Here is a 21,357-nt window from a genome sequence, read left to right as displayed (position 1 = left end):
TAAGATACTGAAGATATTCGCCAGGAAGTTTGTATTGTACTGTCTGTTCATCCTCTTCAATGACGCGTTATTTCACAGAGACAGGAAAACGGCAACGATGATTAAGCTTGTTGGCATGATGGATTCACCTTATGTACGGCGCGTGGCGATTTCCCTTGAGCTTTATGGCGTTGAGTTTGAAAGCCAGCCGCTGTCGGTCTTTAGCACTTTCGACGCGTTCTCCCGAATCAACCCCGCGGTAAAAGCGCCGACGCTGATTCTGGATAACGGAATACGTTTGATGGACTCGTCATTGATATTGAATTATTTCGAGACTCAGGCCGCACCCGGGCGGAGACTTCTGCCCGTCGAGCCGGATGCGCTGGCAAACGATCTTCAGACGCTGGGCTTTATCCTCGCCGCCGCGGAGAAAGCCGTGCAAAATGTGTATGAACACCACCAGCGCCCGGTGGAAAAGCAGCACGCTTTATGGGTCGAACGCATTACCACCCAGCTGCTGGCGGCCTGCAGGGAATGGAATGCCTTGCTGGAGACGCGTCCGGCCTCCGCCGTTCCCGATCAGGTTGCCGTCACGAGCACGGTTGTCTGGACGTTTATTCAGTCGATGATCCCGCACGTCGTTAACGCAGCGGATTTTAGAGGGATTCAGGCGGTTGCCGAATCATTTGAATCACAGGCGGTCTTTAAAAAATATCCGTTCAGCTAAGCGATGAGCCCGGTCAGCGCAGCGCTACCGGGCAAATCAGCACCTAAATCTGATAATCAATCGCCACTTCTTCCGGCTCCATCACCTGGCGTTTAATCTCATCTACCGACAGCCCGGCGTTGCAGAGTTCGATAAAGCGCCACACGTAGTTGCGCTGCAGCTGCCCGCGCTTCAGGCCAAGCCATACGGTGTTGGCGTCGAACAGATGACGCGTATCAAGACGCACCAGGTTCCCGTCCTCGCGTTCTCCGCTGGACTGTTCCGCCACCAGACCAATGCCCAGACCCAGCTCGACGTAGGTTTTGATCACGTCAGAATCCTGCGCGCTCAGCACCACGTCCGGCGTTAGCCCTTTGCGGTTGAAGGCCTCGTCTATGCGCGAGCGTCCGGTGATCCCCTGGCGGTAGGTGATCAGCGGCCATTTCGCAACGTCTTCCAGCGTCAGAGGGGAAACCTGATTCAGCGGATGATCGACCGGGAGTAACAGGCTGTGATACCAGCGGAACCAGGGAAAGGCCACCAGCAGCGGGTCGTTGCTCAGGCGTTCGCTGGCAATGCCGATATCCGCCCCACCGTTTTGCAGCAGCACTTCGATTTCCTGCGGCGTGCCCTGGATGAGCTCCAGACGGACGTCGGGGAAAAGTTCGCGGAACGCTTTAATCACCGGCGGAAGGCTGTAGCGCGCCTGGGTGTGGGTGGTGGCGATGGTGAGTACGCCCGAGGCGTCATTGGTAAAGAGATCCGCCAGACGACGCACGTTGCTGGCCTCGTTGAGGATCCGCTCAGCGATGGTGAGCAAAGCCTTACCCGGCTCCGTCATGCCGAGCAGCCGCTTGCCGCGACGGATAAAGATCTCTATGCCCAGCTCCTCTTCCAGCTCGCGGATGTGGCGGCTGACGCCGGACTGAGAGGTATAAAGCATATTGGCGACCTCGGTCAGGTTGTAGTCCCGCCTGGCCGCCTCACGGATAATTTTAAGTTGCTGGAAATTCACGGTTCACTCCGGCGCATCTGACATAGCTCTATTGTTAGAGTCAGCCGCGCTGCAGAACAAATAATAAAAACCAGCATCTTATGCTTTTATGGAATATCAGCTCACGAGCTGGAGTTCACGGTTCTCAAGCGACGGCTTGCTGACCAGCGACATCAAAATCTCTTTTACCGCCTGCGCCTGCGGCGTCAGCGAACCGCGTGCAGACATGTTCAGCGACAGCGGCAGGCTCATCGAAGGCGTGGTGATCCGCGCCATCCAGCCGTTTGCCGCGCTGCACAGCGAGCGGGCTGCGGATTCCGGCAGAACCGTCACCCCCATTCCGCTGGCAATGGCCGCGGTGAGCGTGGAGATTGAGTCAATTTCGCCGATGATTTTGGCCGTCAGGCGGCGCAGGGAGAACGCTTCGTCCACGCGCACGCGCACGGCGCTGTAGTCGCGCGGCAGATAAAGGTTCATCTCTGCCACGGCGGTAAGGTCTACGCTCTGGCCCGGACAGTCACGGGTGCCCACGAGGTAGAGATCTTCTTTCAGCAGCGGCTGGCTGGTGATGCCGGCGACCGGGGAGCGATCGTAAAGGACCGCCATATCCAGCTGGCCGTTGAGCAGTTTGTCATTCAGCACGGAGCCGCTGTTTTCGTGCAGGTACACCAGCACTTCTGGCAGCTCGGCGCGGACGGCCTGCAGCAGCGGCATGGTAATAGAGGACGCGGCCGTTCCCGGCGCCAGGCCGATAGACACGTGCCCGCTCAGGGTCTGTCCCACGTTATTCACCGCCAGCTGCGCCTGTTCACACTGGCGGAGGATGGTGCGCGCATGGGTATAAAGGATTTTGCCTGCTTCCGTTGGCGTGACGCCGCGTTTGGTGCGGATCAACAGCTGCTGATCCATCTCGCCTTCCAGAGTAGCCACCTGCTGGCTCAGCGCAGGCTGCGCGATATGCAGCACTTCTGCCGCTTGAGTCAGGCTGCCGATATCGACGATTTTTACGAAGTATTTCAGTCGTCTTAAGTTCATTTTGCCCCCTGTTCGAAATGCTGTGCCGGAACCGGCTGTCGTTGTTGAACAGGTTTTGCAATATGAATGCCACTTTTACCAGGCGGTCCAAATTGTTCGCTAAGCGCCTGAAAATAAGGAAACCTAATCATGGAGGGGGGTTTTATTACCGAAACAGCAGTTTATGATCTGCCCCATTAGGGGTATACCCGCACCATGACGGTGCATTCCGCTGCCAAAAACATCACTTTGCCGATTTTGTCAGCAAACGATCAAAAGGCGTTGATCCACCCTTTGACAAGGCGAACGCAGGTCGATAATATGCGCCCCGTTCACACGATTCCTCTGTAGTTCAGTCGGTAGAACGGCGGACTGTTAATCCGTATGTCACTGGTTCGAGTCCAGTCAGAGGAGCCAAATTTGAAAAGCCTGCTTTTAAAGCAGGCTTTTTCCGTTTCTGGTGAGACAGTCTGGAGGCCTTTGAAGAGGCCTCTTTGTCTGGTCAGAATATGTCTACGGCTGTGAATCAGTCCAGAATGTTATCGTTAAACACGTCCAGATCTCTTACCAGATCGTCAATAAGCTTGGTTAACGGTTGTAATCGAACCGACGGCTGGCTGAAATTAAACTGACCCAGCAGCAATTGTCTGAGTTCTGTCTGAGTAAAGGTGAGGTCATACATAGACTGCAACTCTTTAAGCCAGTCTGATGTGTAAATACGTTTAAGCTGTGCCAGATAATCCACCACTGCTATCATGTTCTCATAACGATCATCAAGCGCAAACGTCTCATTTAGCTCCTTTAGCGCATCAGATTTTCCCACCAGGAAACGCTGTTTTATCTTTACGTTTAACACCTGGTAATTTGAGAGCGCAATAACTCTGTCGCTATCGGATAAACAAAACTGAAAAACTGAGTCAAGAGTTTCATTCATGGGATGGAAATGCTCAAGTTTCTTTTTGCTTTTCTTCTTATTACAAACAGCGCATACCGGGACAAAGTTATAGATGTTCAAGGCATAATAGCTGTAAGTTGATTTATCCAAATAATGATCAAGCTCACCGTAAAATTTTTTAGTAACATCCAGAAAGGCTTTATCACAGTATGGGCAAACAGGGGTATTTAATGCTCCGGCAAAACGCGGTGCTGAAACTGAATCTCGAAAACAAGTATAATTTTCTTTCATCCAGTCATCAAAAACCACTTTATAAGCCGCAGGTAGACTTGTAAGCGCCTTCTCAAAAGAAACGCTTTGTGCACTCAATACTTTTTTTTGCCATGGGGAAATTAGAACTGCAGCTCTCACGCATGAAAACTGCGGATTCTGAAGTATACTTCGCAACTTTTTAAGTTTATCAGACGATGTTTTACATTTCTGCATTTCGGCGATAGCGTTGTTAAATGCCAGATAATTTTCCTTTATCCCTGCGAAAAAAACGGCAATTATAGTATCCCTCAGTATATCCTTTCCTCGTGATGGTCTGTTGAATCCTTCGAAGAATTTACTTCGCACGCACCATTCAAGAAAAGCCGTATCATTTCTCACTAAGTTTTCCTCTGACCATAGCACGCTGTTCATCCGTCAACTGTGAGATAAAGTGTTCAATTTCACGTCTCTCCAGCAGAGCGGGTTTGTCCAGTTTGCGTTGAAGCGCGTACGTCACAACAGGCTCTCCGACTTCAGATATCAAAAAACGTAATGTTGTTTCATCTATATCCGGATTCTTCAGCGCATCTCGTATTTTTTTGCTGGCAAACTCTCCAACGGATTGCTCCACAAAAAAGCGATGTTTATACAAATCATGAATATTACTTCCAAATGTTTTACCCAGCTCTTCAGGGCCTGGCGCAACGGGTATGACACTTGCCCGGGGCAAATCTGAAATTACTATCGGGTTGTGGCTGGAGATGATGAGCTGAAAATAAACGTCTGGATAGGCAGACAGTATATCAAGCACCGTTTTAATTAAACGTGCCTGTCGTTTAGGATGTAAATCAGAATCTGGTTCATCAAGCAGTAGCTGAATGTTTTTAGATTTTAGTCGGGCGTCCTCAGCTTTACGTTGTAGCGTAGCATAAAGATCAACGAGCTTCCATTCTCCCGTGCTGAAGGGCGGATCAATCGTAAACCGACATTCGGGGACCTTCTCCCTCATCAGCATCATTATTTTCAGCAAAACAGGAAGAACATGGTTAAACGGTTTCTCATAATTTTCGGAAGGACCAAACTCGTACCGCACGGTACCTTTTTGACTACTACGGCCTTTTTGAATATATGATAAGAATTTCACCAATGCATAGGTGTCGATTAAAAAGAGAGATTGACACAATGGTTCAAATTTCTCCAGCAACTCAAGTATTTTCGCATTTGAATTAAGTTGAACAATATCTTCAAGCAGTTCCATACGCTCAGGAATGATATCCAGTAGCTGTAATGATACATTAGCCTCTTTCCAGAAACCTGTGTTTTCTTCGGCATAACTCACCATCAACCAAAAAAGCTTCAATACAACAAGCGAAGCCAAATAAACGTTCTTCGAGAAGCGCTGATTGACTTGTTTTATTTTTACATCTACTCCCTGAAAATGTTGATACCAGGAAGCCTGAACACGCCAGGTATAAAAGCGTGGAGCGATACTCTCCCTTAGTTCAAAATAATCCATTGCCTGGTAGGCATGATAAATTTCATAGGGAGCTGCATAGCTATTATATCGACGGCGTTGCGCAATCGATAAATCGTGGCGGGAAATTTTACTGAACGCAACGCTCAACTGAACGTTATTTGATGCGTAATACCAGGTGTTAGCGATAGGTGTTGATGATATAGATTCACAGTGGAGCGCCATTGAGCCAACGACGTCATTGCAACGCGCTTTCCATAAATTGATAATCACACCCTGTTTTACCTGTATCACATACAGACACGCTGAATGTTTAAAGATATAGGTGAAAGCCTGTCGCATTGCCTGCTCGCCAGTATCTACACGCTGCCCCCGCTCTAATTTCATCCCTGTTAGATTTAGAATGCCCATGACAGCAGTTTTACCGCTGCCATTTATTCCAGTCAGGCAGACCACTTCAGCATTGACGCCAAAAAAATTGACCGGAACAGCGTCATCCCGGGGAGAAACTTCTATAACGGATTTTTCCTGATTAAAGCGATATCGATACTGTAAGGAAAAGTCATAGGTCTGGTCGGTAATATTGCGCCAGCATTCAATACAGAGAGAAAGTGCACTCATTAGCTTTTCCTTGCGGAAGGGGAAATACGTCAAGAATATCATCAACTATTTATCGTTGTGTATTAAATTTGCCCCTTACTCCCTGATTCTGGGGAGTCAAATTTGAAAAGCCTGCTTTTAAAGCAGGCTTTTTGCTTTTCTGTGCCTGGAAAGATGGCCCTCACATGCCAATCTTAACCGGCATCCCCGACCGCCGTTCCAGCTCAGCGCCCGCGCCCTCGTTTATCAGCTGCGTTCGCTGCGCGGCTGAAATAGGCAGCGGCACTTTCCGGGTTGACTCAAATTCCGCACGGTTACGTGATAATGGCTCGTGAACTTCCACCCAGCGGCTGCCGTCCGGCTCCGTGGTCATCTTTACAGGCCGATCGATAAGCTGCACGCGGGTTCCCACGGGAACGTTATCGAAAAGATACTTTATGTCGTTATTACGCAGACGAATACAGCCCTGACTTACCCGCAGCCCGATGCCGAAATTCGAGTTTGTGCCGTGAATGGCATACAGCCTGCCGATATAAATCGCATACAGCCCCATCGGGTTATCCGGCCCGGCGGGCACGAATGCCGGCAGCGTTTTCCCTTCTGCCGCATAGGCACGGCGCGTGTTCGGCGTTGGAGACCAGGTTGGCCCCTCCTGCTTACGCTCAACGGCCGTCACCCAGTTACGCGGGGTTTCACGCCCGGCCTGACCGATACCGATGGGCAGCACTTCAACGGTGTTACCGCCTGGCGGGTAGTAGTAGAGACGCATCTCCGCCGCATTGACGATAATGCCCTCGCGGACGGTGTCAGGCAAAATCAGCTGCTGAGGAATCACCAGCCGGGTGCCGGGTTTGGGCAAAAAAGGATCCACGCCCGGGTTTGCTTCCAGCAGGTTGCTCAGCCCCTGCCCGTACTGCGCGGCAAAGGCTTCCAGAGGCAGCGTGTTGCCTTCGGGAACGGTGATGATAATCGGGGTACCTACCAGACGACTGCCTTCCGGCGGAAGCGTATAAGTTACGGCAAACGCACCGGGTACAGCGGCACACAGCGCAAGGACGAACCAGGTAAGTCGAATCATAGTTTTCTGCGCTCAAAAAAGAGAAAGCCCGGACTCAGGCAGGCTTTCTCAGTTTACGCTATTACGCCTCGGTTTTGCGCCACCTGCGCGTCAGCACTTTCTCCGCCTCGACAATAAGGAACATCACAAAACCAATCAGGAAGGTGATGACCCAGTAGCGGAACGGCAGCGCTTCGGTGCCAAAGAGCATCTGCATGAACGGTGCGTAAATGATAAGAAGCTGTAGCGCCAGCAGTACGCCGCTCACGATCCAAATCCCTTTGTTCGCCAGCAGGCCTTTGCTCAGCGAGAAGCCGTCATTCACGCGACAGTTGAGCATGTAGAACCACTGCGCAGTGACCAGGGTTTGCAGCAGCACGGTGCGGATAAATTCTGCCGAGTAGCCGCGCGGCTGTAGCCAGGCTTCCAGCACGAAGGCGCTGATGGCAATCATCAGACCGACAAACACGACGCGCCAGATGGCATAGCCGTCCATCACATGGAGATTCGCCTTGCGCGGTGGCCGGTTCATGATGTCCTTCTCACCCACTTCAAACGCCAGGCCAAACGACAGCGTTGCCGACGTCGCCATGTTCATCCACAGGATCAGGACCGGCGTCAGCGGGATCAGGTTCCCCGCCAGCAGCGCGATGATAATCAGCAGGGCCTGCGCGATGTTGCTGGGGATAACGAACAGAATGGTCTTTTTCAGGTTATCGTAAACCCGACGCCCCTCGTGCACCGCGCTGGCAATGGTGGCAAAGTTGTCATCCGTTAACACCATGTCGGCGGCTTCCTTGGTCACTTCCGTCCCCTTAATCCCCATGGCGATACCCACATCCGCCCGCTTGAGCGCGGGGGCATCATTTACGCCATCCCCGGTCATGCCCACGACTTCCTGTTTACTTTGCAGAGCCTGCACAAGGCGGAATTTATCCTCCGGGCTGGTTCGGGCGAAAATATCGTACTGCTGTGCGGCGTCGCTCAGCTGACGATCGTCCATCGCCTCCAGCTCACGTCCGGTGATAGCGCTTGCGGCGTTACCAATCCCCAGCATTTGCCCAATGCTCATTGCCGTTTGCGGGTGGTCGCCGGTGATCATTTTCACGCGGATCCCGGCCTGCAGACAGTCGGCAATGGCGGTAATGGCCTCCGGACGCGGCGGATCCATCATTCCTGCGATACCCAGCAGGATCACGCCGTCATGCAGGTCCGGGTGATCCAGCTCGCGTTGTCCCTCGTGGGCAGGTTTCCAGGCCGCAGCCACCATGCGCAGCCCTTCACGGGCATACTCTTCAATCTTCCCTTCCCAGTAAGGCTGATCGAACGGCTGCAGCCCGTCATTCGTCTGCTGGTACTGGCAGAGGCGGAACAGGACGTCCGGCGCGCCGGTGATTAAAATCACCTCTTCATCGCACAGCCGGTACAGGGTGGACATGTATTTATACTGTGAATCAAACGGGATTTTACTGCGCATTTCGGTGTCGACCGGTGGGAGCGGGATTTTCGCCGCCAGCACCTTCAGCGCGCCCTCGGTTGGCCCCCCGGTGATTTTCCACAGCCCCTGCTCGTCTTTGATCAGCTGGCTGTCATTACAGAGATCAATGGTGCGCAGGTAGCGTTCCAGCAGGGAACCCTGCGTCACGCTGACGGGCGTCGGGTCATCTACGGGGTGAATATTCCCCACCGGTTCGTAGCTGTCGCCCTCTACGCGATAGGTCGTGTCAGCGGTAATCACCGCTTTGACCGTCATTTCATTCATCGTCAGGGTGCCGGTTTTATCCGAGCAGATGACCGTCATCGCCCCCAGCGTTTCCACCGTAGGCAGCTTGCGAATGATGGCCTTGCGACGCGCCATGGCCTGTACGCCAAGCGAAAGGATGATGGAAATGATGGCCGGCAGGCCTTCCGGTACGGCGGCAACGGCGAGGCTAATAAGCGACAGCACCAGTTCAGAAACCGGCATATCCCGGAACAGGAGGCTAAAGACAAACAGCGCCACCATCATCACCAGGATAGTGATGAAGATGGTCTTACCGAGCTTATCCATCTGCACCATCAGCGGCGTGCGGTGTTTTTCAATGTCGGACATCATCTGATTGATGTGGCCCAGCTCGGTCTCGCCCCCGGTTGCCACCACCACGCCTTTACCGCCGCCGGAGCTAACGGTAGTGCCTGAGTAGAGCAGATTATACCGGTCACCTAAGGGTAGTTCCCCGCTTAACGCATCGCTGTTTTTCTCAACAACGGTGGATTCGCCGGTCAGGATGGCCTCCTCCACGCGAAGGTTATGCGCTTCAATCACGCGCAGGTCCGCAGGGATACGATCCCCGGCGCGGATCACAACGATATCTCCCGGGACCAGCGCCGTGGTGGGGATCGTTTCATGATTCCCCTGTCGTACCACCACGGCTTCGCTGGAGAGCATATTGCGAATGCTCTGCAGCGATTTTTCAGCATTGCTCTCCTGGATATGGCCAATCAGCGCGTTAATGATGGCAACCCCAAGGATCACAAACATGTCTACCCAGTGGCCCATGAAGAGCTTAAGCAACGCGGCCACCAGCAGAACGTAAATCAATACGTCGTTAAAATGCGCCAGGAAGCGCAGCCAGGCGGGTTTGCCCTTTTTTTGCGGTAACGCATTCTCACCGTGCTGCTGCAGTCGGGCTGATGCCTCAGTGCCGCTAAGGCCTTCCAGGGTGGAGTGAATATTCGACAGGGTTTCGTCAACGGTTTGTTGATAATACGGACGTTCAGGTTTTCCTGTTTTCATCGTTCCTTCCTCAGGTTCTATTCAGAAATCACCTTGCTTCTCTGTAATTAACGAATAACGAAAACAGGAACATGTGCGTAACGAACAATACTTGCCGCCTCCGATCCTAACAAATGGGTTTGAATATTTGGATTTCGCGAGCCGACAATAATCGCGCCGACGGTAAGTTCATCCGCCAGCTTAATAACCTCATCACGAACATTCCCGCTACGGACGTGGAGATGAACACGCTCTTCTGGCAGATTTACTTTTTTGACCAGGTCAGACAGCTTTTCTTTTGAATTATTAATCATATATTCATCCATCTTGCGCGCATCTGAAATAAAACCACGCGTCAGTTCGGCTGAAAATTTGGGCATGACGTGCAGCAAATGAATGTCACCCGATGCGCTTTGCGCCAGAAACTGTGCATGCTGCAACGCTTTATCCGCAAGGCTTGTCTCGTAGACATCCACCGGAACGAGAATGTTTTTATACATATCGAGCATCCTTTTTATAACCAACACGAGAGTGAATGAAGAAAAAAACGCATTAAATGCAGGGGGTTGCCCTTAATGCCAGTTACGGAAAAAAAAGATGATTAACATTAAACGTAGCACAGGAATATCAGGTTTAGCGCTTCCCCACTGATAATGGTTATTTAACATTTATCTTTTCGCCGACTATGCTCATAGTCAGCTACCGCTTCCGGCTCATGGAGGAATGTATGTATGGTTTAAGCCTGATCCGTCTGGGTATGTTTATTGCGCTTGCCATTATCGCCAGCACGGCGATTGGTTTATTTACCTATATGGTCGTCACTGTTCTGGCAGAATAGTGTCACCCCTGTCCAGGTTATGGAATAAATAAAACAGTTATTTATTAGGGGAATACAGTGAACCGCTACCTCTCTCTTTTACCGTTCGTTTTGTTAACGCTCACGGCGTGCGACCCGAAACCGAAGCAAGACTCTCCCCTTCCCAGGATGGTAAAAGTGGCGGAGGTGACGGTTCCCGGTCACGCCCAGCAGCGCGTTTTCCCCGCCCGCATTGAATCGGGCGATGCCACAGACCTTTCCTTCAAGCGCGCAGGTCAAATTGAAGCGCTGGATGTGCGTCAGGGCGCAGCCATCAAGCAGGGGCAACAGCTTGCCAGACTGAACGCCCGTGAAGCCCAGCAGCGGGTTAACGACAGACAAACGGCGGCGACGCTGGCCCAGAGGCAGTTCGATCGCTTCCAGACGCTGGCGGGCCGGCAGGCGATTTCGAAAGCGGAAATGGACGTGCAGCGTGCGAACCGCGATTCGGCGAATGCGGCGCTGCAGATTGCCCGGGAAGAGCTGAATCAGATGACGCTCGTCGCCCCCTTCAGCGGGACGGTGGCCAGCGTGCACGTGCGAAACCATCAGGTAGTGTCCCCCGGTCAGCCCATCGCGACGTTAACCCGCACCGACCTGCTGGACGTGGTGTTTAGCATCCCTGAAAATCTGTTTAAGACCTTTGATATCCGCAACGCGCAGTATCGCCCCGTGGTGAGAATTAACGCCATTCCGGATCGGGAATTTACCGCCGTCTACAAAGAGCACTCGGGCAGCAGCGACAGCAATACCCTGACCTGGCAGGTGATACTGACCATGCCGCGGCCAGATGATTTTCCCGCCGTCGGCGGCGTAAGCGGTACGGTGACCATCAATTTAACCAACCTTCCGGCGGGCGCGGGCGCTCAGGCGCTGGTCGTACCGGTTGAGGCCGTCTTTAACCCGGACAACAGCCCGCGCAATGAGCCGCACGTCTGGGTCGTAACGGGCGAAGGCGACGCGCTCCATCTCGAAGACCGCAAGGTCAGCGTGGGGCAAGTGAGCACCGAAGGCGTGGTGATTACCAGCGGGCTTAAGGCGGGCGAACGCGTGGTGGCCGCGGGCGTTGGGGAGCTCCATGCTAACCAGCCGGTGCGAATCTGGACGCGTGAACGGGGACTGTAATGGATATCTCTCGTCAATTTATCAATAACCCTGTTCGCGTCTGGCTAACGATCCTGCTGCTGGGCATCGGGGGGATTTTTGCCCTGTTGAATATCGGCAGGCTGGAAGATCCCGCCTTTACCATCAAAACCGCAGTGGTGGTCACCCACTACCCCGGCGCATCCGCTCAGCAGGTTGAAGAAGAGGTGACGCTTCCGCTGGAGAATGCCCTTCAGCAGTTGCCTTATCTGGATAACGTCAGCTCTATCTCGTCAAACGGTCTGTCGCAAATCACCGTTAACATCGCGTCACGCTATCACTCGAACGAGCTGCCGCAGATTTGGGATGAACTGCGCCGCCGCGTGGGCGATGCCTCGCGTCAGTTCCCGCCCGGCGTCGTTACGCCCTTTGTAAATGACGATTTCGGCGACGTGTTCGGCTTCTTCTTCGCCATTTCCGGGAATGAATTCAGTAACCCTGAACTGGTGAGATACGCGGAGCAGCTGCGCCGGGAGTTAATTCTGATACCCGGCGTCGCGAAGGTCGCCATCGGCGGGGCGATTAGCCAGCAGGTCAACATTGATATCTCCCTGAGCAAAATGGCCGCGCGCGGCATTACGCTGAACCAGCTTTCCGCCCTGCTCAGCAGACTTAACGTTGTTTCCAGCGCAGGAGAAATCACCTCCGGCACCGAATCCATTCGCCTGCACCCGACCGGCGAGTTCGGGAATCTTGATGAACTGGCGGATCTCATCATCACGCCTTCCGGCACCGGGGCGGCGACGCGTCTGCGGGATATCGCCACGCTGTCGCGCGGGCTGAACGAATCGCCAGCGAGTATCTACCATGCCAACGGCAAAAAAGCCGTCACCATGGGCGTCTCGTTTATTCCCGGGGTGAACGTGATCGACGTGGGCCACGCGCTGGAGGCGAAGCTAAACCAGATGTCGGCGGAAAAACCGGCAGGCATACGGATAGACCTGTTTTACGATCAGGCCGCTGAAGTGGGCCATTCCGTTAACGGTTTTATTATTAACTTCCTGATGGCGCTGGCGATTGTCATCGGCGTGCTGCTGATCTTTATGGGCGTACGCAGCGGGATCATCATTGCGGTTTCTCTCGCCCTTAACGTGCTGGGCACGCTGCTGATTATGTATCTGTGTGGCATTGAGCTACAGCGCATCTCGCTTGGGGCGCTGATTATCGCCCTCAGCATGCTGGTGGATAACGCCATCGTGATTGTCGAAGGGGTGCTGATTGCCCGACAGCAGGGCTCCCCGCTGTTAACCGCCGTAAACTACATCATCCGCCGCTCCGCCCTGCCGCTGCTGGGGGCGACGGTGATTGCCATCCTGGCGTTTGCTCCTATCGGGCTGTCGCAGGATTCCACCGGGGAATACTGTAAATCCCTGTTCCAGGTGCTGCTGATTTCCCTGATGCTGAGCTGGTTTTCGGCGCTCACCCTCACCCCGGTGCTGATTAAGTGGTGGTTGTTTAAAAACGACAGCGCGCCGGATAAAACCGACGAATCAGACCCTTACGATAAACGACTCTACCGCGCCTACCAGCGCCTGCTTAACACGCTGTTGCACCATAAGGCACCGACGCTCATTGTGATGGCTGCGCTGCTGGCAGCGTCTGTCTGGGGCTTCGGCGCCGTACGGCAAAACTTTTTCCCGTCGTCTAATACGCCCATTTTCTTTGTCGACCTGTGGTTACCCTACGGTACCGATATCAAGTGGACTGAGAAAATGACCAGCGATATCGAAAAAACCATTAACGGCCAGCCTGGCGTGGAGACCACCGTCTCAACCATTGGTCAGGGAAGTATGCGCTTTATTCTGACCTACAGCGGACAGCGCCAGTACAGCAACTATGCGCAGATCATGGTGCGCATGGACGACCAGCGCAACATCTCCGCCCTGACGCGCCACGTGGACGAGTACATCGCGCGAAACTATCCGCAGGTCAACGCCAGCACCAAACGCGTGATGTTTGGCCCCTCCGGCGACAGCGCCATTGAGGTGCGCATTAAAGGCCCGGACCCTGACCGGCTGCGCCTGATTGCCAGCCAGGTGGACGATATCCTCACGCGCGACCCGGCCACGGGCAGCGTCAGGAACGACTGGCAAAACCGCAGCAAGGTGATCCGCCCACAGTACGTTGCCGCCCTTGGCCGCGAGCTTGGCGTAGATAAGCAGGACGTTGATAACGCGCTGGAGATGAACTTCTCCGGCAGCCGGGCGGGGCTGTACCGGGAAGGCAGTGACCTGCTTCCGGTCGTGGTGCGCCCGCCTGAGAGCGAACGGCTGGACGCCAGTCACCTGAACAACGTGCTGGTCTGGAGCCAGACGCGGCAGCAGTATATCCCGCTGAGTAACGTCGTCAGCCGCTTCTCGCTGGAGTGGGAAGATCCGCTCATCCTTCGACGCGACCGCTCGCGGGTGCTGACGGTGCAGACGGACCCGGACCCGCTGAGCCAGCAAACCTCCGGGGACATTCTCGCCCGGGTGAAGCCGCAGGTAGATGCCCTTCCCCTGCCACACGGCTACAGCATCGAGTGGGGGGGCGACGCGGAAAACTCCAGCGAAGCGCAGCAGGGGCTATTCACTACGCTACCTCTTGGGTATCTGGTGATGTTTGTCATTACGGTGCTGATGTTCAGTTCGGTGAAAAATGCGGTCGCCATCTGGCTGACCGTACCGCTGGCGCTGATTGGCGTCACGCCGGGATTTTTAATTACCGGCATTCCCTTTGGCTTTATGGCGCTGATTGGTCTGCTGAGCCTGAGCGGAATGCTCATCCGCAACGGCATCGTGCTGGTGGAAGAGATCGAGCAGCAGAAAACGCAGCAGGATCAGCACAGCGCGATCGTGTACGCCGCGACCTCGCGTCTGCGCCCCATCCTGCTCACCGCGTTTACGACCGTACTTGGCCTGGCTCCGCTGCTGCTGGATGTGTTCTTCCAGAGCATGGCCGTTGTGATTATGTTTGGACTGGGGTTTGCTACAATCCTGACGCTGCTGGTACTCCCCGTGATCTATGCGTGTTTCCATCGTAAGGACGAAGCCAAACAACAATGAATGCGACAGGGCTGAACATTATCAAGACGCTGGGCTGTATGACGGCGGTGACCTTCTTTACCATCTACAACACCTGGGATCATTATGATTATGACTATCACTGGATCCTGGGGTTTTTAACCTTTATTTCGACGATTGCCACGCCGCTGTTTTTTGTCGTTGCGGGCTATCTCGACGGACAATCACGGCACGGCACCCGCTGGCAGCTGGGTAAAATTAAAAGTCTGGTGATTGTTTTTCTGTTCTGGATTACGATCTACTACCTGTGGGAGCCCTATCAGCGCGGGTATTTAATCCAGCCCTGGTTCGTGTTTGCGTTTGTGGTGATTTACACCTTCCACCCGGCGGTGGAGTGGCTCAGCCAGCGGCGAAGGCTGTTCTGCGGCTCGATTGCCGCCCTGCTGCTCTTTTCCTACGGATACGATCTGCTGTCAGCGCTCTATCCTGGAACGCACGCCCTTTCTCTTTCACCGCAGTATCGGCTGTGGACATGGCTGCTGTTTTATCTGACGGGGCAACTCTTTTGCGACCCGAAAATTGCCGAGTGGATTAGCCGCAAAAATGTCGTCAGGGCGGCGGTTGTCGCCATCCCGTTTATCTACCTCTTCACCTGGTTTTACGAGCGCCACTTTTTCTTCGCGCTGTTCAAGGCGGACAGAAACGCCTTTATTCTCACCGGCTCGCAGATTTACATTTTGATCATCGCGCTGGTGATTGCGGCGAACGGCGTGCGCTTTCGCCGCAATGCTGAATTTAAGGAGTCCATTCTGGCCGCCATCAGCAAAACGATGACCGGCGTGTATATTGTGCACTACTCGGTGTTTCATCTGCTGACGGCGCTGATACCGGTGACCTCTCTCGGTATGAAGCTGGCGCTGATTGTGCTCACCTTCGTCACCTCAGTTCTGTTCTCCATGCTGGTATTGTCTAACGCCGTGGCAAAAAAGGTGATCACCCTTTAGAAGCCCAAGCGCAGCCAGGCAAAGAGCACGTTGCCGTTGTTATAGGTTCCGGGAATATAGGTGAACTGGACGGTAACGCGCTTATACCCGGCCGAAAACAGCGGGAAGATGAACGGTAGCGGGACATAGTTTGCAAAATCATCTCGCGCCGTGATGCCCGCCGCGGCACCGAGTCCAAGGCGGAAATCTTTGGCATCATCCAGATACCAGCCCTTCTCCCAGCCATAGCCCATCGCGGGCTGCCATTCGTTATGCGAGTCCTTGAACATCATCGCGAACAGCGCGCTCCAGTTGCCCTCTTCGTTATAGCGGGAAACGCCCAAGCCTCCGCCCCACGGCATTTCATTGTAATTGTCGGTTTTTTCTTTGTCGTACATAAAGCGAGCGTGCCAGCTCAGAAACGGCAGGTACAGATCGTAACGCTGAGGCTCTTCCCAGGTTTGCGAAATATCATCCGTCAGCGCATTCCACCAGCCGCTGATACGCTGTTCACCATAGACGTTGGGCTCCGCATGAAGCGGTGCGACGAATAAAAACAGGACCATCCAGAATGCCGAAAAGGTGCGTTGCATCGTTATTCCCTCAGCTTAACTTACGCAGCGGTCACTATTACTGTAAACCATTCAGCCTTTAACGGAGCCAGAAGACACAATTATCTCGATGCAGGCGGGGATGAAATTTATTTATTCAGCACCATCCGGAAAGATAAAAACGTTTTCTCAGGCGTTCTGTCGCGGTAGTCTCATAGGTTCCGTTTATATGACGGCCGCTATGTGAGTGACCTTTTCTTATACCAATAATTAAAAATCAGTACGGACAGGACAACTATGGACTCCACCCTCATCTCCGATCGTCCCAACGAGGAGACACCTTCGCTCAATCGTGCCCGCCGCGCAGCCTTAGGCAGCTTCGCGGGTGCCGTCGTCGACTGGTATGATTTTCTGCTTTACGGCATCACTGCCGCCCTGGTGTTTAACCGCGAGTTTTTTCCCCAGGTCAGCCCTGCGATGGGCACGCTTGCCGCGTTTGCCACCTTCGGCGTCGGCTTTCTGTTTCGCCCGCTGGGCGGTGTGATCTTCGGCCACTTCGGCGACCGCCTGGGCCGCAAGCGCATGCTGATGCTCACCGTCTGGATGATGGGGATCGCCACCGCGCTGATTGGTATTCTCCCTTCGTTTTCCACCATTGGCTGGTGGGCACCGGTACTGCTGGTCACCCTACGCGCCATCCAGGGCTTCGCCGTAGGCGGCGAATGGGGCGGTGCGGCGCTGCTGTCCGTAGAGAGCGCGCCGAAAAATAAGAAAGCGTTTTACAGCAGCGGCGTACAGGTCGGGTACGGCGTGGGCCTTCTGCTTTCCACCGGGCTGGTATCGCTAATCAGCCAGCTCACCACCGACGAGCAGTTCCTGAGCTGGGGCTGGCGTATTCCGTTCATCTTCAGCATCGTGCTGGTCATCGCCGCGCTGTGGATCCGTAACGGGATGGAGGAGTCGGCTGAGTTTGAAAAGCAGCAGGAAAAACCGGCCACGAACAGACGTCTTCCGGTCATGGAAGCCCTCGTCCGGCACCCTGGCGCTTTTCTGAAAATTATCGCCCTGCGCCTGTGCGAGCTGCTGACGATGTATATCGTCACCGCGTTTGCCCTGAACTACTCGACGCAGAACCTCGGTCTGCCGCGCGAGCTGTTCCTCAATATTGGCCTGCTGGTCGGCGGGATAAGCTGTCTGACTATCCCCTGCTTCGCCTGGCTGGCTGACAGGTTTGGCCGCCGTCGCGTCTACATCACCGGGGCGCTGATTGGCACCCTCAGCGCCTGGCCGTTCTTTATGGCGCTCGAGGCGCAGTCGATCTTCTGGATTGTCTTCTTCGCCATCATGCTCGCCAATATCGCTCACGACATGGTGGTGTGTGTGCAGCAGCCGATGTTCACCGAGCTGTTTGGCGCAAGCTACCGCTACAGCGGCGCGGGCGTGGGCTATCAGGTGGCAAGCGTGGTCGGCGGCGGATTTACGCCGTTTATTGCCGCCGCGCTGGTGACCTTCTCCGGCGGCAACTGGCACAGCGTGGCGATTTATCTGCTGGCCGGCTGCCTGCTGTCGGCGGCGACGGCGCTGCTGATGAAAGAGACGAGCCACGGCTGATCTCCCTTTTGTTTCACAGGCGTGTGACATACTATCGGGTAGAGTCGCACACCTGTGGAACAAGGAGACAGAGATGAATAATAAGGGCTCCAGCCTGACCCCGGCTCAGGCGCTGGAAAAACTCGACGCGCTGTATGAACAGTCCGTCAACGCGCTGCGCGGCGCCATCAGCGAATATATCGAAACAGGGAAACTTCCCGACCAAAAGGCCAGAACCGAGGGCCTTTTTGTTTATCCATCGCTCTCTGTGACCTGGGACGGCAGCGCCAGCAGTAATCCCAAAACCCGCGCCTACGCGCGCTTTACCCACTCCGGCTGCTACAGCACCACCGTCACCCGCCCTTCGCTGTTCCGACCGTATCTTGAAGAACAACTCACGCTGCTGTACCAGGATTACGGCGCGCACATTGCCGTTGAGCCCTCGCAGCATGAGATCCCGTATCCGTACGTGATTGACGGTTCGGCGTTAACGCTTGACCGCTCCATGAGCGCGGGGCTGACCCGCCACTTCCCGACGACGGAACTTTCGCAGATTGGCGATGAGACGGCCGACGGGATTTATCACCCGGCAGAATTTTCTCCCCTGTCGCATTTTGATGCCCGCCGGGTCGATTTCTCCCTGGCGCGCCTGCGCCACTACACCGGTACGCCAGTCGAACATTTCCAGCCGTTCGTGCTTTTTACCAACTACACCCGCTACGTCGACGAGTTTGTCCGCTGGGGCTGTAGTCAGATCCTCGATCCGGAGAGCCCGTACATCGCGCTGTCCTGCGCGGGCGGGATCTGGATCACCGCTGAAACCGAAGCGCCCGAGCAGGCCATTTCCGACCTGGCGTGGAAAAAGCACCAGATGCCCGCCTGGCATCTGATCACCGCAGACGGCCAGGGCATCACGCTGATTAACATCGGCGTTGGCCCGTCAAATGCCAAGACCATCTGCGACCATCTGGCGGTACTGCGCCCGGACGTGTGGCTGATGATTGGCCACTGCGGCGGCCTGCGCGAAAGCCAGCTGATTGGCGACTACGTGCTGGCCCACGCCTATCTGCGCGATGACCACGTGCTTGATGCGGTGCTGCCGCCGGATATCCCAATCCCGAGCATCGCCGAAGTACAGCGCGCGCTGTATGACGCCACCAAAGAGGTCAGCGGCATGCCGGGCGAAGAGGTTAAACAGCGCCTGCGCACCGGTACGGTCGTCACAACGGATGACCGCAACTGGGAGCTGCGCTACTCCGCCTCCGCGCTCCGGTTCAACCTGAGCCGCGCGGTGGCGATCGATATGGAGAGCGCCACCATTGCCGCGCAGGGGTATCGCTTCCGCGTTCCTTACGGCACGCTGCTGTGCGTCTCCGATAAGCCGCTGCACGGTGAAATTAAGCTGCCGGGCCAGGCCAACCGTTTCTACGAAGGGGCAATCTCCGAGCATCTGCAGATTGGTATTCGCGCCATTGATTTGCTGCGGGCAGAAGGTGACAGGCTCCATTCCCGCAAGCTGCGCACCTTCAACGAGCCGCCATTCCGCTAATCACGATAAGGAAAAACAATGTCCAGCACATCACCGCTCTCTGCCCTGCGCCACTGGCTTGAGGCCAGCCATCTCGACGGGATGATCGTCCCGCGGGCGGATGCCTGGCAGAGCGAATACTGCGCGCCTTACGACGAAAAGCTGGCCTGGCTGACGGGCTTTGACGGTTCGGCCGGCGTGGCGCTGGTGCTGAAAAACAAAGCGCTGCTGTTCGTCGACGGGCGCTATCAGGTTCAGGCGCGCGTTCAGGTCAATACGGATGAGGTTGAGATCCACCACCTGCACAACGAGCCGCTGGCGGAATGGCTGGCAGAAAACGTTGAGTCAGGAACGCGCATCGGTTTTGACGCGCTGCTGATGACCAACGCGGAATTTGAGCAACTGTCTGCCACGCCGTGCGAGCTGGTGCCGCTGAAGGCCTCGCCGTTTGACACGCTATGGACCGATCGCCCTGCCGCACCGGCGGGGCTTATCCGTGAGATGCCGGTTGAACACAGCGGCGAACGCAGCGCGGACAAACGTCAGCGCGTCGCCGCCGTGCTGGCAGAACACAATGCTGATTTCCTCGCCGTGACGCTGCCGGATAACATCGCCTGGCTGCTAAACTTGCGTGGATCAGATATCCCCTTTAGCCCGGTTCCTCTTTCCTTCGCCCTGCTCAGCCGTGATGGTAGCGTTGAGTGGTTTGTTAACGACAATAAGCTCAGCGCCCTGCCTGACGGTGTGCGCAATGCGTTTACCGTTGCGCCGCAGGATACCTTTATTGAACGCTGCCAGCAGATTGCCGTAGGCAAACGGGTGATGATTGATGCCGATTCCGCGCCGGTTGCCCTGCGCTTCGCCGTTGAACCACGGGGAGAAATTGTCTGGCGGACCGATCCCATCACCCTGATGAAAGCGACTAAAAACCCGGTCGAGCTGGCAGGCTATCGCGAGTGCCATCACCGGGACGGGGCCGCGTGGGTCAACTTCCTCGCCTGGCTGAGCCGCGAAGTGCCGCTGCGCGAGGCGGCAGGACAACCGCTCACCGAGCTGGACGCGCAGGCGCAGCAGCTCGCGTTCCGTCAACAGCAGCCCGGGTTCATCGAGCAGAGTTTTGCGACCATCTCCGCCTCTTCGAGCAATGCGGCGATGTGCCACTACCATTCGAGCGAGGCCAGCAATAAGCCCATCGGCCATGACCATTTTTACCTGAACGATTCCGGCGGCCAGTATGCTAATGGCACCACCGATGCCACGCGCACGCTGGCGTGGGGTAACGTCGATCCGCAGCAGCGCCTGCACTACACTGCCGTGTTGAGAGGCTTCCTGTCGCTCATTACCCTGCAGTTCCCTTCCGGGACTCAGGGGCATCAGCTGGATGCGTTTGCGCGTCGCCCGCTGTGGGAGATGGGGCTGGATTACGATCACGGCACGGGACACGGCGTGGGGCACCAGCTGCTGATCCACGAGAACCCGCATCGCATCGCCAAAAAGGTTAACCCGTGGCCGCTGGTGGCGGGCAATATCATGACTATCGAGCCAGGCTACTATCTGGGCGATAGCCACGGTATTCGTATTGAAAACCAGGTGGAGATTGTGGAGAGCCGTCCGGGTTTCTGCAAATTTGCCTCGCTGACGCTGATCCCGATCGACTTAAGTCAGGTTGAGCTGCATCTGCTGAGCGAGCAGGAAAAGCAGTGGCTGGATGCGTATCACCGGCAGGTACGCGAGGCGCTTTCACCTCTGGTGAATAGCGATGCGCGTCCGTGGCTGGTTGAGGCGACGGCGCCGATTCGTGTGTAATTTCGTGCGGTCTGGTGCCCTCACCCCAACCCTCTCCCACGGGAGAGGGTGCACACACTAAAAACGGCAACAAGGTTGCCGTTTTGCATTTACCTTGCGCAGAAAAGCAAAAAGCCTGCTTTAAAAGCAGGCTTTTTAAATTTGGCTCCTCTGACTGGACTCGAACTTCATC

At 55.1% G+C, this 21,357-nt stretch carries 15 protein-coding genes and 1 tRNA gene; 8 read left to right on the top strand and 8 right to left on the bottom strand.

Going from position 1 to position 21,357, the window contains the following annotated elements; all coding sequences use genetic code 11:
* Nucleotides 1–100: 100 nt before the first annotated feature.
* Nucleotides 101–706, top strand: coding sequence for a glutathione S-transferase family protein (locus ACERY3_RS12785; protein WP_048980132.1), 606 nt, complete (start codon nucleotides 101–103; stop codon nucleotides 704–706).
* Nucleotides 707–749: 43 nt separating this feature from the next.
* On the opposite strand, the gene cbl is transcribed toward ACERY3_RS12785, so the two are convergent.
* Nucleotides 750–1,700, bottom strand: a complete 951-nt coding sequence (gene cbl, locus ACERY3_RS12780) for an HTH-type transcriptional regulator Cbl (protein ID WP_023336219.1) — start codon at nucleotides 1,698–1,700, stop codon at nucleotides 750–752.
* Between the two features lie 96 nt (nucleotides 1,701–1,796).
* A complete protein-coding gene (gene nac / locus ACERY3_RS12775) occupies nucleotides 1,797–2,714 on the bottom strand; it encodes a nitrogen assimilation transcriptional regulator NAC (RefSeq protein WP_033145933.1) in 918 nt (305 codons plus the stop codon).
* A gap of 320 nt (nucleotides 2,715–3,034) precedes the next feature.
* On the opposite strand from nac, the gene ACERY3_RS12770 reads away from it, so the two are divergent.
* Nucleotides 3,035–3,110, top strand: a tRNA-Asn gene (locus ACERY3_RS12770).
* A 109-nt stretch (nucleotides 3,111–3,219) separates the two neighbouring features.
* On the opposite strand, the gene ACERY3_RS12765 is transcribed toward ACERY3_RS12770, so the two are convergent.
* From ACERY3_RS12765 to ACERY3_RS12745, 5 genes are all read right to left on the bottom strand, one after another.
* A complete protein-coding gene (locus ACERY3_RS12765; RefSeq protein ID WP_048979807.1) occupies nucleotides 3,220–4,239 on the bottom strand; it encodes a hypothetical protein in 1,020 nt (339 codons plus the stop codon).
* A complete protein-coding gene (locus tag ACERY3_RS12760) occupies nucleotides 4,229–5,935 on the bottom strand; it encodes an AAA family ATPase (protein WP_058842184.1) in 1,707 nt (568 codons plus the stop codon). Before ACERY3_RS12760 ends, ACERY3_RS12765 begins: the two co-directional genes overlap by 11 nt.
* Nucleotides 5,936–6,095: 160 nt before the next feature.
* Nucleotides 6,096–6,992, bottom strand: a complete 897-nt coding sequence (gene ldtA / locus ACERY3_RS12755) for a L,D-transpeptidase (protein ID WP_373225803.1) — start codon at nucleotides 6,990–6,992, stop codon at nucleotides 6,096–6,098.
* Between the two features lie 61 nt (nucleotides 6,993–7,053).
* Nucleotides 7,054–9,747, bottom strand: coding sequence for a cation-transporting P-type ATPase (locus ACERY3_RS12750; protein WP_058841458.1), 2,694 nt, complete (start codon nucleotides 9,745–9,747; stop codon nucleotides 7,054–7,056).
* A gap of 47 nt (nucleotides 9,748–9,794) precedes the next feature.
* Nucleotides 9,795–10,226: a universal stress protein gene (locus tag ACERY3_RS12745; protein ID WP_023312348.1), complete on the bottom strand. Its 432-nt coding sequence runs from the start codon at nucleotides 10,224–10,226 to the stop codon at nucleotides 9,795–9,797.
* A 395-nt stretch (nucleotides 10,227–10,621) separates the two neighbouring features.
* Between ACERY3_RS12745 and ACERY3_RS12740 the strand changes: the two genes are divergently transcribed.
* From ACERY3_RS12740 to ACERY3_RS12730, 3 genes are read left to right on the top strand one after another with little or no spacing between them, the layout of a single operon-like run.
* On the top strand, nucleotides 10,622–11,707 hold the full coding sequence (locus tag ACERY3_RS12740) for an efflux RND transporter periplasmic adaptor subunit (protein WP_048976429.1): 1,086 nt from the start codon (nucleotides 10,622–10,624) through the stop codon (nucleotides 11,705–11,707).
* Entirely contained in the window at nucleotides 11,707–14,769 is a 3,063-nt protein-coding gene (locus ACERY3_RS12735) for an efflux RND transporter permease subunit (RefSeq protein ID WP_373225802.1), read from the top strand. Before ACERY3_RS12740 ends, ACERY3_RS12735 begins: the two co-directional genes overlap by 1 nt.
* The gene (locus ACERY3_RS12730) at nucleotides 14,766–15,731 is read left to right on the top strand and encodes an acyltransferase (protein WP_048979814.1); all 966 of its coding nucleotides are present in this window, start codon (nucleotides 14,766–14,768) and stop codon (nucleotides 15,729–15,731) included. The genes ACERY3_RS12735 and ACERY3_RS12730 overlap by 4 nt, the downstream gene beginning before the upstream one ends.
* Here ACERY3_RS12730 and pagP read toward each other — a convergent pair.
* A complete protein-coding gene (gene pagP, locus ACERY3_RS12725) occupies nucleotides 15,728–16,303 on the bottom strand; it encodes a lipid IV(A) palmitoyltransferase PagP (protein ID WP_033145939.1) in 576 nt (191 codons plus the stop codon). The two genes, ACERY3_RS12730 and pagP, sit on opposite strands and share 4 nt — an antisense overlap.
* 255 nt (nucleotides 16,304–16,558) lie before the next feature.
* Between pagP and shiA the strand changes: the two genes are divergently transcribed.
* From shiA to ACERY3_RS12710, 3 genes are all read left to right on the top strand, one after another.
* On the top strand, nucleotides 16,559–17,872 hold the full coding sequence (gene shiA, locus ACERY3_RS12720) for a shikimate transporter (protein WP_045887841.1): 1,314 nt from the start codon (nucleotides 16,559–16,561) through the stop codon (nucleotides 17,870–17,872).
* Nucleotides 17,873–17,945: 73 nt separating this feature from the next.
* Nucleotides 17,946–19,400: an AMP nucleosidase gene (locus tag ACERY3_RS12715; protein WP_058841460.1), complete on the top strand. Its 1,455-nt coding sequence runs from the start codon at nucleotides 17,946–17,948 to the stop codon at nucleotides 19,398–19,400.
* A gap of 18 nt (nucleotides 19,401–19,418) precedes the next feature.
* Nucleotides 19,419–21,185, top strand: coding sequence for an aminopeptidase P family protein (locus tag ACERY3_RS12710; protein WP_058841461.1), 1,767 nt, complete (start codon nucleotides 19,419–19,421; stop codon nucleotides 21,183–21,185).
* The last annotated feature ends 172 nt before the right edge of the window (nucleotides 21,186–21,357 follow it).

The sequence above is a fragment of the Enterobacter cloacae complex sp. ESBL7 genome, from assembly GCF_041679625.1.
Taxonomy (GTDB): domain Bacteria; phylum Pseudomonadota; class Gammaproteobacteria; order Enterobacterales; family Enterobacteriaceae; genus Enterobacter; species Enterobacter asburiae_B.
This window is presented reverse-complemented; position numbering and strand designations above follow the sequence as displayed.

Coding starts and splice junctions, on each gene's coding strand:
- ACERY3_RS12715 (WP_058841460.1), top strand. CDS start 17,946: ATGAATAATAAGGGCTCCAGCCTGACCCCGGCTCAGGCGCTGGAAAAA.
- shiA (WP_045887841.1), top strand. CDS start 16,559: ATGGACTCCACCCTCATCTCCGATCGTCCCAACGAGGAGACACCTTCG.
- ACERY3_RS12730 (WP_048979814.1), top strand. CDS start 14,766: ATGAATGCGACAGGGCTGAACATTATCAAGACGCTGGGCTGTATGACG.
- ACERY3_RS12750 (WP_058841458.1), bottom strand. CDS start 9,747: ATGAAAACAGGAAAACCTGAACGTCCGTATTATCAACAAACCGTTGAC.
- ACERY3_RS12710 (WP_058841461.1), top strand. CDS start 19,419: ATGTCCAGCACATCACCGCTCTCTGCCCTGCGCCACTGGCTTGAGGCC.
- ldtA (WP_373225803.1), bottom strand. CDS start 6,992: ATGATTCGACTTACCTGGTTCGTCCTTGCGCTGTGTGCCGCTGTACCC.
- ACERY3_RS12735 (WP_373225802.1), top strand. CDS start 11,707: ATGGATATCTCTCGTCAATTTATCAATAACCCTGTTCGCGTCTGGCTA.
- nac (WP_033145933.1), bottom strand. CDS start 2,714: ATGAACTTAAGACGACTGAAATACTTCGTAAAAATCGTCGATATCGGC.
- ACERY3_RS12760 (WP_058842184.1), bottom strand. CDS start 5,935: ATGAGTGCACTTTCTCTCTGTATTGAATGCTGGCGCAATATTACCGAC.
- pagP (WP_033145939.1), bottom strand. CDS start 16,303: ATGCAACGCACCTTTTCGGCATTCTGGATGGTCCTGTTTTTATTCGTC.
- ACERY3_RS12745 (WP_023312348.1), bottom strand. CDS start 10,226: ATGTATAAAAACATTCTCGTTCCGGTGGATGTCTACGAGACAAGCCTT.